Origin of the sequence: Ewingella americana ATCC 33852, assembly GCF_000735345.1 — a bacterium.
Taxonomy (GTDB): domain Bacteria; phylum Pseudomonadota; class Gammaproteobacteria; order Enterobacterales; family Enterobacteriaceae; genus Ewingella; species Ewingella americana.
Genome location: NZ_JMPJ01000066.1, coordinates 37,926 through 54,489, shown reverse-complemented (window position 1 = coordinate 54,489; position 16,564 = coordinate 37,926). Strand labels below are relative to the sequence as shown.

At 57.7% G+C, this 16,564-nt stretch carries 16 protein-coding genes; 11 read left to right on the top strand and 5 right to left on the bottom strand.

The genetic code is table 11. The annotated features are described in order from the left end of the window. The first annotated feature begins 5 nt into the window (after positions 1–5). From GEAM_RS16895 to GEAM_RS16870, 6 genes are read left to right on the top strand one after another with little or no spacing between them, the layout of a single operon-like run. Entirely contained in the window at positions 6–1,574 is a 1,569-nt protein-coding gene (locus tag GEAM_RS16895; RefSeq protein ID WP_034793748.1) for an ABC transporter ATP-binding protein, read from the top strand. After that, the gene (locus tag GEAM_RS16890) at positions 1,571–2,689 is read left to right on the top strand and encodes an ABC transporter permease (protein ID WP_034793746.1); all 1,119 of its coding nucleotides are present in this window, start codon (positions 1,571–1,573) and stop codon (positions 2,687–2,689) included. Before GEAM_RS16895 ends, GEAM_RS16890 begins: the two co-directional genes overlap by 4 nt. Next, positions 2,686–3,624 (top strand): ABC transporter permease, encoded by a 939-nt coding sequence (locus GEAM_RS16885; protein ID WP_034793744.1) that lies wholly within the window; start codon positions 2,686–2,688, stop codon positions 3,622–3,624. The genes GEAM_RS16890 and GEAM_RS16885 overlap by 4 nt, the downstream gene beginning before the upstream one ends. 5 nt (positions 3,625–3,629) lie before the next feature. After that, positions 3,630–4,073, top strand: a complete 444-nt coding sequence (locus GEAM_RS16880) for a cupin domain-containing protein (RefSeq protein ID WP_172468433.1) — start codon at positions 3,630–3,632, stop codon at positions 4,071–4,073. Then, positions 4,070–4,852, top strand: a complete 783-nt coding sequence (locus GEAM_RS16875) for a cysteine hydrolase family protein (protein WP_034793741.1) — start codon at positions 4,070–4,072, stop codon at positions 4,850–4,852. The genes GEAM_RS16880 and GEAM_RS16875 overlap by 4 nt, the downstream gene beginning before the upstream one ends. Before the next feature lie 15 nt (positions 4,853–4,867). Continuing rightward, complete coding sequence (locus GEAM_RS16870) at positions 4,868–6,259, top strand: amidohydrolase family protein (protein WP_034793739.1); 1,392 nt, start codon at positions 4,868–4,870, stop codon at positions 6,257–6,259. A gap of 5 nt (positions 6,260–6,264) precedes the next feature. Here GEAM_RS16870 and GEAM_RS16865 read toward each other — a convergent pair whose 3' ends face one another. Continuing rightward, positions 6,265–6,513, bottom strand: coding sequence for a YheU family protein (locus GEAM_RS16865; protein WP_034793736.1), 249 nt, complete (start codon positions 6,511–6,513; stop codon positions 6,265–6,267). 17 nt (positions 6,514–6,530) lie between these two features. After that, entirely contained in the window at positions 6,531–7,538 is a 1,008-nt protein-coding gene (locus GEAM_RS16860) for a hydrolase (protein WP_034793733.1), read from the bottom strand. Between the two features lie 101 nt (positions 7,539–7,639). On the opposite strand from GEAM_RS16860, the gene GEAM_RS16855 reads away from it, so the two are divergent. Further along, positions 7,640–8,242: a LysE family translocator gene (locus tag GEAM_RS16855; protein ID WP_034793729.1), complete on the top strand. Its 603-nt coding sequence runs from the start codon at positions 7,640–7,642 to the stop codon at positions 8,240–8,242. A gap of 51 nt (positions 8,243–8,293) precedes the next feature. Here GEAM_RS16855 and GEAM_RS16850 read toward each other — a convergent pair whose 3' ends face one another. Together GEAM_RS16850 and GEAM_RS16845 are read right to left on the bottom strand one after the other, a co-directional pair. Then, entirely contained in the window at positions 8,294–9,532 is a 1,239-nt protein-coding gene (locus tag GEAM_RS16850; RefSeq protein WP_034793727.1) for a 5-bromo-4-chloroindolyl phosphate hydrolysis family protein, read from the bottom strand. Positions 9,533–9,534: 2 nt separating this feature from the next. Beyond that, positions 9,535–10,695 (bottom strand): toxic anion resistance protein, encoded by a 1,161-nt coding sequence (locus GEAM_RS16845; protein ID WP_034793725.1) that lies wholly within the window; start codon positions 10,693–10,695, stop codon positions 9,535–9,537. 271 nt (positions 10,696–10,966) lie between these two features. Here GEAM_RS16845 and tauA point away from each other — a divergent pair, with 271 nt between their 5' ends. The 4 genes from tauA to tauD are packed head-to-tail and all read left to right on the top strand — an operon-like array spanning position 10,967 to position 14,427. Further along, complete coding sequence (gene tauA / locus GEAM_RS16840; RefSeq protein WP_034793724.1) at positions 10,967–11,968, top strand: taurine ABC transporter substrate-binding protein; 1,002 nt, start codon at positions 10,967–10,969, stop codon at positions 11,966–11,968. A 10-nt stretch (positions 11,969–11,978) separates the two neighbouring features. Beyond that, the gene (gene tauB, locus GEAM_RS16835; RefSeq protein WP_034793723.1) at positions 11,979–12,746 is read left to right on the top strand and encodes a taurine ABC transporter ATP-binding subunit; all 768 of its coding nucleotides are present in this window, start codon (positions 11,979–11,981) and stop codon (positions 12,744–12,746) included. Beyond that, entirely contained in the window at positions 12,743–13,582 is an 840-nt protein-coding gene (gene tauC / locus GEAM_RS16830) for a taurine ABC transporter permease TauC (protein ID WP_034793722.1), read from the top strand. The genes tauB and tauC overlap by 4 nt, the downstream gene beginning before the upstream one ends. Beyond that, positions 13,579–14,427 carry a taurine dioxygenase gene (gene tauD / locus GEAM_RS16825; protein WP_034793720.1) on the top strand — a complete coding sequence of 283 codons (849 nt, stop codon included), beginning with the start codon at positions 13,579–13,581 and terminating at the stop codon, positions 14,425–14,427. Before tauC ends, tauD begins: the two co-directional genes overlap by 4 nt. Before the next feature lie 167 nt (positions 14,428–14,594). On the opposite strand, the gene GEAM_RS16820 is transcribed toward tauD, so the two are convergent. After that, a complete protein-coding gene (locus tag GEAM_RS16820) occupies positions 14,595–16,514 on the bottom strand; it encodes an ABC transporter ATP-binding protein (RefSeq protein ID WP_034793717.1) in 1,920 nt (639 codons plus the stop codon). Between the last annotated feature and the right edge of the window lie 50 nt (positions 16,515–16,564).

Here is a 16,564-nt window from a genome sequence, read left to right as displayed (position 1 = left end):
GTTGCATGACGTTATCCACCTCCGTTACTGACGCGGTCGTCGAACTGCGCGGTATCTGTAAACAGTTCGGCAAGGTTCGGGCCAACGATAAGGTCGATATGACCATTGCGGCCGGTGAAATTGTCGCCCTGCTCGGGGAAAACGGCGCAGGCAAAAGTACGTTGATGCAAATTTTGTACGGCTTATATCAGGCCGACACCGGGGATATTTTTGTAGAAGGCAGTCGGGTCAGCATTAAGGACCCCGGCGACGCGATTCGGCTGGGCATCGGCATGGTTCACCAAGAATTCATGCTGGTTCAGCCGATGAGCGTGGTCGAAAACGTGATTTTAGGGTTGAAAGAGACGCGCAGCGGCTATCTGGACCTGCACGCCGCCGCCAAGCGTCTGCAACAGATTTCGGACAAACATGGGCTGGCGGTTGACCCGTGGGCCAAGATCCAACACTTGCCGATTGACGTTCAGCAGCGGGTGGAAATCCTCAAGCTGCTCTACCGCGATGCCAAAGTGCTCATTCTCGACGAACCTACCGCGGTGCTGACGCCGCGCGAAAAAGAGGGGCTGTTTGCCACGCTCGACTCGCTGCGTGCCGAAGGGCGCTCGGTGGTGATCGTCACCCATAAACTGTATGAAATCATGGCGGTGGCCGACCGTGTCTGCGTAATGCGCAGCGGGAAAATGGTTGAAAGCGTCGCCGTCACACAGACCTCAGAAACCGATTTAGCCCGCCGCATGGTGGGGCGCGACGTGCTGCTGCGGGTGGAAAAGCCCCAGCAGACGCCGGGCGAAGAGGTGCTGCATATCGACAACATCGCCATGCGCGACGAAGCCGGAAATCAGAAAATTTGGCGCGTGGCGCTGAAAGTCCGCGCCGGGGAGATCCTTGGCATCGCCGGGGTTGACGGCAACGGGCAGTCAGAACTGGCCGACGCTCTGCTCAACCTGCGGCCCATCGAGGCCGGGCGCATTGTGCTGGGCGGCGTCGATATCTCCGACTTCACACCGGCCCAGCGGCGCGGCGCGGGTATCGGCTTTATTCCCGCAGACCGCCGTGGCGTTGGCTCGGTCACATCCATGTCGATCAGTGATAACGCCATTCTCGGCGCGCCCCGGCAACATGCGCGGGCGCGCGGCTGGCTGTTCAGCAAAAAATCCATCGCCGCCAAGGCGCAGGAGATTGTGAATCACTTTCGCGTAGTGACGCCGGATCTCGATTTTGAAGCCGGAAAGCTCTCCGGTGGCAACCTGCAAAAACTGATTTTAGGCCGTGAAGTGTTGCGTCGCCCACGGCTGCTGGTGGTTGAGCAGCCGACGCGCGGGCTGGACGTTGGCGCAGTGGAAGCGGTGTGGCAAGGCTTGCTGGAAGCACGCCAGCAGGGCTGTGCGATTGTGATGATCTCCGCTGAACTGGAAGAAATTATGAATTTATCCGACCGCATCGCGGTGATGTACGCCGGGCAAATCGCCGGAGTGCTGGACGCCGCCGAGGCGACCACTGAACAAATTGGCGAGCTGATGGCCGGTGGCAAGCTTACAAATCTCAAGCCGGGCAGCAGCCTGAAGGAGGCATCATGAAAGCGTTGTTAGCGCGCCGCCACGCGCCGGTGGATTCCACTCTCTCGCTGGTGTTGACCACGGCGCTGGCGCTGGTGGCCGCTTTCGTGCTGGCAGGTTTGCTGTTTATTCCCTTTGGTGCCAGCCCGCTGACCGCCTTTGGTTCGCTGTTTGCCGAAGCGTTTGGCTCGCTGCGCGGCTTTAGCCAGACGCTGGTACAGGCTACGCCGCTGATTTTGATTGCTCAGGCCACCATCGTGATTTGGCGCGGCGGGCTGGGCTATATCGGTTTTGAAGGCTGCTTCTTGGTGGGGGCGGCGGCGGCCTCTTATGTCGCGCTGGGCGGCACGCCGCAGGGGCTCTCTTTTATGCTTCCTGCGTGGGCCTTCTGGCCGGTGGTGATTGTCGCGGCCTTCGCGGCCGGGGCGATTTGGGCGGGCATCGTCGGCATTATGCGCGTGCGCTTCGGCGGCAATGACGTGCTTATCTCCCTGATGGCTAACTACGTGGCCGCCTTCCTGATCCAATACTTAGTCTCTGGCCCGATGCGTGCGCCAGGGGATCTGCCTCAGACGCCGCGTCTGCCGGTGGAAAGCTGGCTGCCGATGATTTTACCCGGCGTGCGGGCACATATGGGCTTGCTGATTGCGCTGGTCTGCTCGGTGTTGGTGTGGGTGCTGATCCGCGCCACGCCAGTCGGCTACGAAATGATTGTCAGCGGCCTGAACCCGAAAGCCGCGCGCTACGGCGGCATTAATGTGGTGCGCCGCCAGATGCTGGCGGTGTTCCTCGGCGGCGGCATGGCCGCGCTGGCCGGGCTGTGCGCGGTGCTCGGCGTGCAGCATCGCCTGATGGACGGATTAGCAGGCGGCGTCGGCTTTGTCGGCGTGGTCGTGGCCCTGCTGGCGCGGCTCAATCCGCTGGTGGTGATCCCGACGGCCATTTTATACGGCGGGTTGGAAGTCGGTGGTAGCGCGATGCAGCGCCAGAGCGGCCTGCCGACCTCGGTAATTTTCATTCTGGAAAGCCTAGTGGTGCTGTTGATCCTCGCCGGAGACATTCTGCGCTATTACCGAATTAACTGGCCGGGGCGGGCAGAAGCCTCGCTGGCCGCCGCCGCGGAGAACAAATCATGAATCTGTGGGCGCATCTGGATACTGCATTTTTCATTACGTGGTTAGCCGCCGCGGTTCGCCTCGCCGGGCCGGTTTTGCTGGCTTCGCTGGGGGAAATTTACGCCGAACGCTCCGGAGTGCTGAATATCGGCATTGAAGGCACGGTGCTGATGGGCGCGCTGTCGAGCTATCTGGTGGCGGTGTGGTCTGGTTCCACCGTGCTCGGTTTCTTCGCCGGGGGCGTGGGGGGCCTAATCGTCGGGCTGTTTCTGGCATTCCTCTACCTGCGGGCGCTCGCCAGTCAGGTGGTGGTCGGCATCGTGTTCAACATTCTGGCGGCGGGCATTGCCACTTATGTCTACAGTCTGGTGATTGGCAATGCCACTTCGCCGACTATCGACATGTTCAACGCCTTGCCGATCCCCGGCCTGTCGCAGCTGCCGGTGGTGGGGAAAATCTTCTTTAACCAGCCTTGGCCGCTCTACCTGACGCTGATTCTGGTAGCCGTGGCGCAGATTGGTCTGTTCCACACTCGCTTTGGTCTGACGCTGCGCGCCGTCGGGGAAAACCCGCGCGCCGCCCACGCCGCCGGGCTGAATGTCCAGCGGGTCAGAACCTACGGCGTGATGCTCTCCTGCCTTGGCGCAGGGCTGGCGGGAGGCTATCTGGTCACCGCGCAGATTGGCCTGTTTCGCGACAACATTGTCAGCGGGCAGGGATTTATCGCGCTGGCGATTGTGATTTTCGGCCGCTGGAGCCCGGTTAAAGCCCTGCTGGCGGCCTTTATTTTCGGCGCTGCCGACGCGCTGCAACTCTCTTTGCAGCTGTTCGACAACGCGCTTCCGGCGCAGGTGCTGCTGGCCCTGCCTTACTTACTCACCATTCTGGCGATGTCCGGCATCGTCGGCAAAACCGTTCAGCCGGGCGCACTGACCCAGCCCTATCGCAAGGAGTAGTCACTATGTTGCACAGTTTCCGTGGTACCAACGTGAAGTCCGCACAGGCTTTTCGTATCAGCCCGAAAGATACCAACTACTTCGCCATCCTGTTCGACCATGAGCAGGATCAGATTGAAAACATTTTCGTGATTGAGATTTTTAAAGTCGGTGGCGCGACGCCGCCAAACGAGCACGCCACCGCGCACGAGTTTTTCTACGTGCTGCACGGCGAAGGTATTGCGCGCTGCGACGGCAAAGAGATGGCGCTGAAGAAGGGCGACGCGCTGCTGCTCGCGCCGGGCAATGAGCATCTTATTCAAAATACCGGCACCTCGAAGCTCTATACCCTGACGGTGATGACTCCGAACGAAGGTTTTGCCGAGCTGATCCGCGGCGGCGAGCCGATCGAGCTGGACGAAGAAGACCTGCGCGTTCTGAGCGGGGCGGCGGGGAGCGAGGCGGCATGAGTTCACGGCAGTCTGATTTAATTCCGCTCGGAGCCAGCCCGCGCAACCAGTGGCACGTCTCGGCGCAGCAGGTGGATTTAGTACGCGACGCCGTGCCGCCGCAGGCCATCACGGTGACCGACGGCGATCGTCGCATTCGGTTCGACGTGCAGCGTACCGCGCTGATTGTGATTGATATGCAGAATGACTTTTGCCATCCCGACGGCTGGCTTGGGCATATCGGCGTTGACGTTACCCCCGCGCGCGGCCCGATTGCGCCTTTGCAGCGCCTGCTGCCGGTGGCGCGCCAGTCGGATATTCCGGTGATTTGGCTTAACTGGGGCAACCGCGCCGACAAGCTGAACCTCAGCCCGGCCGTGCTGCACGTCTACAAGCCGACGGGAGAAGGCGTGGGGCTGGGCGATCCGCTGCCGGTTTCCGGTGCGCCGGTGCTGCAACACGCCAGCTGGGCCGCCGCCGTGGTGGACGAGCTGCCCAAGCAGGCCGGGGATATCAGCGTGGATAAATATCGCATGTCCGGCTTCAAAGACACCGAGCTGGACAGCATTCTGCGCAATCTCAACGTCACTACGCTGCTGTTCGCCGGGGTGAATGCCGACCAGTGCGTGCTCTGCACCTTGCAAGACGCCAACTTCCAAGGCTACGACTGCCTGCTGTTGGAAGACTGCTGCGCCACCACGTCGCCGCAATATTGCCTCGACGCCACCTTGTACAACGTTCGCCAATGCTTTGGTTTTGTTACCGATTCTGACCAGCTGCTCACCCAGCTTTCGGCTTAATCGGCAGGAGAGTAAATGTCTTATATTTTGGCCGATGGCTGGCTGGTCACCATGAACCCGCAGCGCGATGTGTTGGAGCAGGCCAGCCTGTTGATTGAAGGTGACAGAATTCGGGCGATCGGCACGCGCCAGCAGCTGGTCGCCAGCCACCCTGAGTCTGAAGTGCTGGACTGCCGCGACGCCATCATCATTCCCGGCATGGTCAACACCCACACTCATCTGTTCCAGACTCTGTTGAAGGGGCTGGGCGATGATATGGTGCTGAAAAAGTGGTTCACCTGCATGACCGGGCCGAGCGCGGTGGAGCTGACTGAAGAGGACGTGTTCGCCGCCGCCATGCACGGCTGCGTGGAGTCGCTGCGTTCCGGCGTCACCTCACTGGTGGATTTCATGTATGCCCATCCGCGCCCCGGCCTGACCGCCAAAGTGGTGGAAGCCTTTGAACTGACAGGCATTCGTGGTCGCGTTTGTCGCGGTTTTATCACCGCAGGGGCCGAGCACGGCATTCCGACCGAGTTAATCGAAACTCCCGAGGCGGCGCTGGCCGACGCCCGCCAGCTGATTTATCACTACAACCGCGATGGCGGCAGGGTGAAGGTCGGCATTGCGCCAAGCATGATTTGGGCGCTGGACGAAAAAGTGCTGCGCGGCACCCGCGAGCTGGCGAATGAAACCGGCGCGCTGATCACCACTCACGTGGCGGAAACCGATTTTGAGATTGCCCAGTCGCAGCTGCGTTTCCAAAGCACGGATACCGAATTTCTTAGCGACATCGGCTTCCTCGGCCCCGACGTGCTGGCGGTCCACTGCGTCCAGTGCAGCAGTCGCGACATCCGCACGCTGAAGCATTATGACGTGCGGGTTTCGCACAACCCTTGCAGTAACATGTACTTAGCCTCCGGCGTCGCGCCGATTCCCGAGATGCTGGCGGCAGGTTTGACAGTTGGCTTAGGCTCCGACGGCCCGGCCAGCAGCAACAACCACAGCCTGTTTCAGGCGATGAAAATGGCGGCGTTGGTGCAAAAAGGCGTGCATCGCGACCCGACCATCATGACCGCCGAAAAAGTGCTGGAGATGGCGACCATAGACGGCGCGCGGGCGATTGGTCTTGAGCATGAAATCGGCTCGCTGGAAGTCGGCAAAAAGGCGGATGTGGTGGTGATTGGCACTAACCACCCGGCGATGACGCCGGTGCATCATCCGGTTTCCGCGCTGGTTTACTCGGCGCTGGGGCACGAAGTCACCGACGTGTTTGTCGATGGCCAGCCGGTATTGCGTAACGGCCAGCTGACGCGGGTTAATGAGCGGGAAGTGATGGTGCGCTCGCAGCAGGCGGCTAACAGCCTTGCCGCGAGGGCGGGGAGTGACAAATTTAAACGCCGTCCGTGGCGCTCAAGCAGTTTCTGACTTTGCTAGTTCCATTCATCCTGACGCTCTTCATCCCCCGCGCGGAATTGGCCGCGCGGCATGATGTTCAGCGTTTCGTGCAGTTCTGACCATACCAGCACAATCTCGCCGCTTTTTAGCTGGCGGCGCACGTCTTCGACTTTCTGCTCCAGCGTGCGCTCTTGCTCGCCGTAGTCGGTGCCTTCACGCAGTACAAAGGCTTCAATCACGTTGGTGAGGATCTCTGCGTCCAGTTCTTTCCACGGAATAATCACGGGTTACTTTCCTAAAGCTACTTGCCGATAAACAGGGAGGACTTTGCATCAAAGTCAGTTAAATAGGGGGCGATCCACTCGGGAATGCGCTGCTCCAGCCACATTTGCGGGTTGCGCAGGCTGCCGGAAACAAAGCCGACGTGGCCACCATGCTCGGTCAGTTGATACTCGACGCCCGGCGGCAGGTCGGCCAGTGGCGGGATCACCTCCGGCGTCATAAAGGGGTCGTCTTTGGCATGAATGATCAGCAGCGGCGTGCGCACTTGCGACAGCAACGGCATGCCGCTGCAACGGCGATAATAGTCCAGCGCGTCGGCGAAGCCGTGGGCCTTGGAGGTAATGGCGTCGTCGAATTCGCGCAGGCGCTTGATGGATTTCAGCTGTTGCAGCGTGACCGGCAGGGTACCGGGATACTTCGCCAGTTTGCGCGAAGCATTCAGTTTCAGCTGCTCCAGCAGATAGCGCTGGTAAAAGCGCGATGCGCCGCGCTCCAGCCTTTCCGCGCAGGGTTCCAGCATCAGCGGAGCCGACACTACCACGGCGGCTTTTAGCTGGCAGCGCGCCCCTTCTTCGCCGAGATAGCAGGCCAGCATATTGCCGCCGAGCGACACGCCCACCGCGCCGGTTGGCACATCGCCGTAGGTTTCACGTAGCCAGTTGAGGAAGAAGCGCGCGTCCTCGGTTTCGCCTGAATGGTAGATGCGCAGCTGCTTGTTCGGCTCGCCGCTGCACCCGCGAAAATGCATCACCACGCCCAGCCAGCCCTGCTCGCGCCACGCGTGCAGCAGCCCGTGGGCATAAGGACTGTAGAAGTTACCTTCCAACCCGTGGAACAGCACCATGCGCGGCTTATCTTTGGCCAGCGCCGGGTCTTCACTCCAGGCTAAATCGATGAAATCGCCGTCCGGCGTGTCCAGCCGCTGCCAGTGTGGTTCAAGCTGCACGCGGCGTCGAACCAACCGGGGCAGGATGGTTTGCAGGTGCGGATTAGCGGCCCCACGAATGGGCTGGAACGATTCATACATAAGATATAATGTTTTTTGATAAGTAATGATTGTGCGAGCTAAATCACACTGATAGCTTTTAATCCTATCGCATATTCTTCAGGGTGGAGTACCCAAACTTAATGGAACCTAGTTTATTCTTTTCAATGCTTGGCTTTTTGTGGGTTGCTGCTATTACACCCGGTCCGAACAATATGTTGTTGACCACCTCTGGCGCTAATTTCGGTTTCTTCCGCTCAGTTTGGCTGTTAATCGGCATCATGCTTGGCATGCAAAGCGTGGTGCTGCTGGTGGCATTTGGCGTCGGCAGCCTGATTATGGTTTACCCCGCGCTGCACCTGTTCCTGAAAATCGCCGGTAGCCTCTATTTGCTCTGGCTGGCGTGGAAAATCGCGACTTCAGCTTATGAAAGATTAGAAGTGGGTGCCGCGCCGCCGAAGCCGCTCTACTGGTATCAGGGCTGGCTGCTGCAATTTCTCAACCCAAAAGCGTGGCTGATGGGGCTGGGCGCGGTCGCCAGTTTCAGTCTGGCTGGCGCGCAGTATAATCACTCAATCGCGGCCATCAGCGTCGGGATTTTCATCGTGAATCTGGTGTCAGGCGTTATCTGGCTGGGATTCGGCACCGTGATTGGCCGTCTGCTCAGCACCCGCCGAGCTTGGTACACCTTCAACATCGCCATGGGCCTGCTCACCGCCGCCTGCGTACTGTTGATTTGGCATTAAGATCCTTGTCAATTGCCCCTCCTGGCTGAAGAGGAGGGGCAACCTAATGCATTACTTGAAGCCGTCGGTTTTCAGCAGGCTATCAAGCATCTCCATTTCCACATTGAATTTGAGCTGATTATTTTCCTGCAATTGCTCATATTGCTGGGCGAAAGCGGAGCGCAGTCCTTCCAAGGCGTGGAAGCATTTATCCATCGCTTGCTTACTGCTGCTGGACAGGCTCTCGAGGGCCGCCAGCTTTTCAACTTGCTCAACCACGCTTTCCAGCGCGGGCATATAGCGGCTTAAGAACGCGTTGCCCGGCTTCACGTCTTCGGGATCTTCCTCCATGCTGGTCAAAATCATCCGAGCGTTTTTGATGATGCCTTGTAGCTCCGTCTGCATGGCAGCGGGCAGCGTCTTTTTCTCCAGCATCAATAAGAGTCCGGCATAGTCATCTTTGGCCGGGCGGAAGACCTTCTTCACCGGCGCGGTTTTCGCCACGAGGATAGTGTTCGGGGATTCATCCTCTACAGCATCGCGCGGTGGGCGGTAAGAACTAACGATCTTGGGTTCAGGCTTGGGAACAGGTTTTGGCTCGTCGGGTTCATCGCGCGGTGGGCGGTAAGAACTAACGATCTTGGGTTCAGGCTTGGGCGCAGGTTGCGGCTCGTCAGGTTCATCGCGCGGTGGGCGGAAGGACGAGACGATGTTTTCATCCTCGCTTTTTTGCTGCTTTATCTGTTGATTATGTAGATATTCTTTATAGCTCACTTCTGACGTATGAGTGGCGGCGGGTTCAGCTTTGATTGGCGTGATTGAGTGCGCTGAACTCACGATCATCTTGCGAGCTATCACTACGATAACCAGAAAAACGACGTAGAACGGATAGGCGGCTAATAAATTATCGAAGATTGCGGCATAAGATATGAGGGGTATGCCCCAGAGCAGGGCTTTCCACAATAGGTTGGCGCGAAATTGAGTCAGTAAACTGAGTAACAATGCGGCCGTTGCCATCCAGAAAGGGAGCACTAAGCTATTGCCCAAAATAGCCCAAGCGACGCCGACTGGGATACTCCAATAAAAACTTTGTCGGTCAGTTAAGAAATTATGGAGCAGCATATAGCTAGGGAGCAGGACTAGCCATAGGACGCCGCCTTGTTCATCTTTGGGGATTAGAAGGTATTCGTCAGAGCTGGAAACGAAGCCAATGCAACCGAAAAGAATAACGATGTAAGTGAAAATCCTGAAACCACGAGAGTCGCGATAAAACTCACTAAAAGAATCCGTATGGTAGTCAATCTCTCTCATTGTTAACCAACCACCTTCGCTTGCGCATTTTGCCCTGCGGCAATCGACGCCAGTTTCGTGCGCAGCTCTTGCTCCATACCACCCAGCTCTTTCTCCACTTCAGCCCGGCGTTGGCGCGCATTGCTGGCGATAGACAGCGTCTCTTCCAGCGTGTTCAGCAGGCGGTTTTGCACATCGCGCAGCGTATCGATATCAATAATCGAGCGTTCTACCTCGGTGGCTGTTTCGATGCTGCCCAGTTCTAGCATTTCGGCATTGCGGCGCAGCATTTCATTGGTGGTGTCCGCCACGTCTTTTTGCAGCTTGGCGGCCTGACGCTGTGAGTTGAGGCTCAGGGCGAGGACGATTTGGCTTTTCCAGATAGGAATAGTGGTCAGGATGCTGCTTTGAATTTTTTCGGCCAGAGACTGGCTATTGTTTTGCATCAGGCGAATTTGCGGCGCAGTTTGAATCGCAAAGGTGCGCGAGAGCAGGAGATCATGCAGACGACGCTCGAAACGCTGGATGCCATTGACCAAATCGCGAACTAACTGCGCATCCATCGCATCGCCAGACTGCTCGGCCTTAGCCTGCGCCTGGGGTAAATCGGTGGCTTGAATCTGCTCAATCTTCTTTTTGCCGGCGATGATGTGCAGGCTGATTTGTTTGAAATATTCGCTGTTGCGAATAAACAGCTGTTCCAGCGTGGCGATGTTACGCAGCAGCTCAACAATAGTGTCCTGCAACTTATTGGAGATGGTGTCCACTTGCTGGGCCAGCGTCTGATATTCCATCAGCGTGCGCTCAAGCTTGCTGAACATTTTGCCAATCAATGGCAGGGATTCGAGCAGGCCCTTTTTCTGCTCAAAAACCGTCAAATCGATGCTTTTCACTTTACTCAGCATTGTGGTGAGCTGCTGACCAATCTCGCCTGCGTCTTTGGCGCGCACTTCTTGCATCATAGATTCGCTAAAGCGCGACATTGCGTTCATGGTCTTCGCGCCATAGGCAATTGAGAGCACCGGATCGGTGATATCGATTTGCGCCACGATCTCGTCCAGCTGTTGCTGGTCTTGCGCACTGAGAGCCTTGGTTGGCTCGCCGCTGGTGGTGGAAAGGTCGGTGGCGAGTTCGGTCGAAAGCGTGGCTTCCGGCTGTATAGGTGTTGGTGTGGTTTCCGTCACTGCATGATCCTTTTCATAGAGGATGAAGCCGCGAAAGCAGCTCAATTCATAAATTTGGCTAATAATAGCGTGATTTTAACCCGCACGATCTATGACTACCAGCAACAAACCTTCATACATTTTTATTCTTTGAATTGGCTTTATATTCCATAAAGTAATTAAAGATAATTTCTAATTACTTTCTATCCTTTTGCGGCTCCGCTAAAACTGTCTGACAAACCGCCAAAACGGTCTGATAACCCCCTTTAAATCCTGTGCGGAGCAATTTCTTATGGCGAGCAAAACCTTTGGTTCTTTCAAGTTACACGGCGTGGCGCTGGCTTTGAGTCTTGCGGCTTTTGGCGCACAGGCGGCGGATGTCACCGTGGCCTACCAAACCTCGGCGGAACCGGCGAAAGTCGCGCAGGCGGAAAACAGTTTTGGCAAAGAGTCCGGCGCGCAGGTTGACTGGCGCAAGTTCGACAGCGGCTCAAGCGTGCTGCGTGCGTTGGCGTCCGGGGATGTGCAGATTGGCAATATCGGCTCCAGCCCGTTGGCGGTGGCCGCCAGCCAGAAGCTGCCTATTGAAGTGTTTTTGATCGCCTCTGAGCTGGGTAGCTCGGAAGCGCTGGTGGTTAAGAAAGAGATTAAAGACCCGAAAGACTTGGTTGGCAAGCGCATTGCGGTGCCTTTCATCTCCACCACCCATTACAGCCTGCTGTCGGCGCTCAAGCATTGGGACATCGACCCGAAACAGGTCACCATCGTGAATCTTCAGCCACCGGCCATTGCCGCAGCTTGGGCTCGTGGTGACATTGACGGCGCTTATGTTTGGGCTCCGGCGGTCAATGAGCTGGAGAAAACCGGCAAGGTGCTGACGGACTCCTCGCAGGTCGGCAAATGGGGTTCGCCAACTCTCGACGTGTGGGTGGTGCGCAAGGACTTCGCCAAAGCGCATCCTGAGATTGTGACCGCGTTTGCCCGCAGTGCGTTGAAAGCGCAGGGAGATTACCTGCAACAGCCAGAGAAGTGGCTACAGGACAAAGGCAATCTTGACGCCCTGTCGCGCCTGAGTGGCGTTCCGGCCGAGCAAGTGCCTGATTTAGTGAAAGGTAACCGTTATTTGCCAGTGGACGAGCAGGTCACCCAGCTTGGTCAGCCGGTGGATAAAGCCATCAAAGACACCGCCGCCTTCCTCAAAGAGCAGGGCAAAGTGCAGCAGGTGGACGACGATTACAGCGATTACGTGACTAACCAGTTCGTCAAAGCCGTTCAGGCTAGTCCGAAATCCTGAGGAGAACGCCATGCTTAACGTCTCGCACCTTTCGGCACAATATCAGGGCCGCCCGGCCCTGAAAGATATCTCTTTGCAGATTGCCAGCGGCGAACTGGTGGTGGTGCTCGGCCCGTCGGGCTGCGGCAAAACCACCTTACTCAACCTGATTGCCGGATTTTTGCCTGCGTCGAGCGGCTCTATCACTCTCGACGGCGTGCCGGTCAGCGGGCCGGGTGCCGATCGCGGCGTGGTGTTCCAGCATGAGGGATTACTGCCGTGGCGCGACGTGGTGAGCAACGTGGAGTTCGGCCTGCAATTGGCGGGCATCAACAAGAGCCAGCGCCGGGAAACCGCGCTGCGCATGCTCAATAAAGTCGGGCTGAAAGGCTACGAGCAGCACTTCATCTGGCAGCTTTCCGGCGGGATGCGTCAGCGAGTGGGCATTGCTCGCGCGCTGGCCGCCGATCCGCGCCTGCTGCTGTTGGATGAGCCTTTCGGCGCGCTCGACGCCTTTACTCGCGAACAGATGCAGGAGCTGCTGCTGACCATTTGGCGCGACACCGGCAAACAAATTTTGCTTATTACTCATGATATTGAAGAGGCGGTGTTCCTCGCCAGCGAGCTGTTGCTGCTCTCGCCGGGGCCGGGACAGGTGGTAGAACGCCTGAAGCTCGACTTCGGCCAGCGTTTTGCTAACGGCGAGCCGTGCCGCGCCATTAAGTCCGACCCGCAGTTTATCGCTCAACGTGAATACGTGCTGAGTAAGGTCTTCCAGCAACGCGAGGTGGTGATATGAGTCTGGATTCTGCTCTCAACAATCAAACCACCGTGGCCGCCACTCGGCGCTCATGGTGGGCGCGCATTCCGCGCAACGTGCGGCTGAGCATCGCCACGCTGCTGGTGCTCTTGGTGGTGTGGTGGGCGGTGACAGCGCTGAAACTCATCAGCCCGCTGTTTCTCCCCGCGCCGCAGCAGGTGCTGCATCAGCTGTATGTCATCGCCAGCCCGCAAGGCTTTATGGACGCCACGCTGTGGCAGCATCTGGCAGCCAGCCTGACGCGCATTTTGATTGCGCTGCTGGCGGCGGTGGTGATTGGCGTGCCGGTGGGCATTGCCATGGGGCTGAATGACACGGTGCGCGGCATTCTGGATCCGCTGATTGAGCTGTATCGCCCGGTGCCGCCGCTGGCCTATCTGCCGCTGATGGTGATCTGGTTTGGTATCGGCGAAACCTCGAAAATTCTGCTGATCTATCTGGCGATTTTCGCCCCGGTGGCGCTCTCCGCCGTGGCGGGCGTGCGCAGCGTTTCTCAGGTGCGAGTCCGCGCCGCGCAGGCTCTCGGCGCCAGTAAGTTACAGGTGTTGCGCTATGTGGTGTTGCCAAGCGCACTGCCGGAAATTCTGACCGGCATTCGGATTGGCCTCGGCGTCGGCTGGTCCACGCTGGTGGCCGCCGAGCTGATTGCCGCCACGCGCGGTCTGGGCTTTATGGTGCAGTCCGCCGGTGAATTTTTGGCGACTGATGTGGTTATTGCGGGCATCAGCGTGATCGCGCTGATCGCCTTTAGTCTTGAAATCGGCCTGCGCGCCTTGCAGCGCAAACTAACCCCGTGGCATGGAGAACAACAATGAACGAACGTTTGATTATCACGCCGTTAGGCCCGTATATCGGCGCGCAGGTTGAGAATATCGACCTGACTCGCCCCCTGTCTGACGCGCAGTTTGAGCAGTTCTACCACGCTTTGCTCAAGCATCAGGTGCTGTTTGCCCGCAATCAGCCTATTACTCCGGCGCAGCAGCGAGCGCTGGCCGCGCGGTTCGGCGATTTGCACATTCACCCGGTTTACCCGCACGCGCCGGATGTCGAAGAGATCATCGTGCTCGACACCCACGACGATAACCCGCCGGACAATGACAACTGGCACACCGACGTCACCTTTATTGAAACGCCTCCGGCAATTGCGGTGTTGGCGTCAAAACACCTGCCGACCACCGGCGGCGACACGCTGTGGGCCAGTGGCATTGCGGCTTATGAGGCGCTATCCGAGCCTTTCCGCCAGTTACTGACAGGCTTACAGGCCGAGCATGACTTCACCAAGTCATTCCAAGAATTCAAATATCGCAAGACGCCGGAAGAGCACCAGCAGTGGCAGAAAGCCAAAGAGAAGAACCCGCCGTTGCTGCATCCGGTGATTCGCACCCATCCGGTGAGCGGCAAGCAGGCGCTGTTCGTGAACGAAGGTTTTACCACCCGAATTGTCGGTCTGAGCGAGAAGGAGAGTGCGGCGATCCTGAATTTCCTGTTTAACCACGTGACCAAACCGGAGTTTCAGGTGCGCTGGCGCTGGCAGCAGGATGATATCGCGATCTGGGATAACCGCGTGACGCAGCATTATGCGAATGCAGATTATCTGCCGCAGCGGCGGATTATGCATCGGGCGACGGTGTTAGGTGATAAGCCTTTTTATAAGGGGTGAGGTTTAAACCCACTCCTCATCCCAGCCTTCTCCTCATGAGAGGAGAAGGAGCGTCGGCCGCAGTGGTTCTGATTTTTATCCTTCGCTTTCAGGATGTGGAGTGTTTTTGATTTTATCCCTCCCCTTTCAGGAGGGGAGGCTAGGTGGGGTGTGGGGTTGAAGTCAAATCAACTCTCTACATCAAACGCTTTCGACATCTCTTCGAGCTGCTCTTGGGCGTCGAGCCAGGTCATTTCGGTCTCTTCCAGCGCGCCTTTGGTTTTGGTTTGCTGTTGCAGACACTCGGTGAGCTCGGCTTTGCGGCTGATGTCGTAAATGGCGGAATCGGCGAGCTTCTCTTCAATAGCCGCCAGTTCGCTACTCAGCTTTTCCATCTGCGTTTCCAACTTGGTTATCTGCTTGCGCAGCGGCTGAGTCTGGTTGCGGAAATCTGCTTCGCGGCGCTTCTGGTCTTTACGCGACTGCGCGCTGTTCACGCCGCCGTCTTTGGCCGGAGCTTCTTGCTGGCTCTCCTGACGCTGAATCTCAACCAGCCACTGCTGGTAATCTTCCAAATCGCCGTCGAACTGCTCGACTTTGCCGCCGTGCACCAGATAGAGGTCGTCGGTGGTGGAGCGCAGTAAGTGACGGTCGTGCGACACCACCACCATTGCGCCTTCGAAATCGATCAATGCTTCGGTCAGCGCCTGACGCATGTCGAGATCCAAGTGGTTGGTCGGTTCATCGAGCAGCAGCAGGTTAGGGCGCTGCCAGACAATCAGGGCCAGCACTAAACGCGCTTTTTCGCCACCGGAGAAACGGCCGGTCGGGTCCGTCACTTTATCGCCGTGGAAGCCAAAACCGCCGAGATAGTCGCGCAGTTGCTGCTCGGTCTCTTTGTTTGCCAGACGCACTAAGTGCTGCAACGGCGAGTCTTCGGCGCGCAGGAACTCCAGCTGATGCTGGGCGAAGTAGCCAAGCTTGACCCCTTTGGACAGGCCAATATCTCCCTGCAAGGGCGCCATGGTTCCCGCTAACAGTTTGATCAGCGTAGATTTACCCGCGCCGTTTCTACCCAGCAGGCCGATGCGCGAACCCGGCACCAGATTGAGCTTGATGGAGTCCAGAATGGTGGTGTCGCCATAGCCCGCGCTGACTTTTTCCATGCGCAGCAGCGGGTCCGGCAAACTTTCTGGCGAACGGAAGCTAAAATGAAAAGGATTATCCACGTGCGCCGGGGCGATCAGCTCCATGCGTTCCAGCATCTTGATTCGGCTCTGCGCCTGCTTGGCCTTGGTGGCCTGTGCGCGGAAACGGTCAATATAGCTCTGCAAGTGGGCGACTTTCTCTTGCTGGCTCTCAAACAGCGACTGCTGCTGCGCCAGTTTAGTGGCCCGTTGGCGCTCGAAAGAGGAGTAGTTGCCGGTGTATTCGTTCAGCGTTTGCTGCTCGATATGCAGGATTTTATCGACAATCGGGTCGAGGAAGTCGCGGTCATGGGAAATTAGCACCAGCGTGCCGGTGTAGCTTTTCAGCCACTTTTCAAGCCAGATCACGGCGTCTAAATCAAGGTGGTTGGTTGGTTCGTCGAGCAGCAGTAAGTCTGAGCGACAAATCAGCGCCTGCGCCAGGTTAAGGCGCATACGCCAGCCGCCCGAGAAGGATTTCACCGGCTGCTGCAATTGGCTTTGGCTAAAGCCCAGCCCGCTGAGCAGGCTGGCGGCGCGCGCCGGAATGGTCCACGCCTGAATGGCGTCGAGCTTGCCGTGGGCGTGAGCGATGGCGTTGCCGTCGTCGCGCTCGTTGGCGGCGTGCAATTCGGATTCTAACTGACGAAACTCGCGGTCGCCGTCGATAACATACTCTATGGCTGGCACGTCAAGCGCGGGCGTTTCCTGATTAACCCAGGCCAAAGCCCAGTTATTCGGGAAAGTCATGTTGCCAGCATCGGCGCTCATTTCGTTTTTCAACAGTGAGATAAGTGTCGATTTACCACAGCCGTTTTTGCCGACCAGACCGACTTTTTGGCCGGGATTAATGGTCGCTGATGCGTTATCTAGCAGGACGTTAGTGCCGCGTCGGATTTGTAATGAGGAGAAAACAATCATAAAGCGCCGTGTTGAGAGTATGTTAAATTGTCACGATCATAAGTTAAACA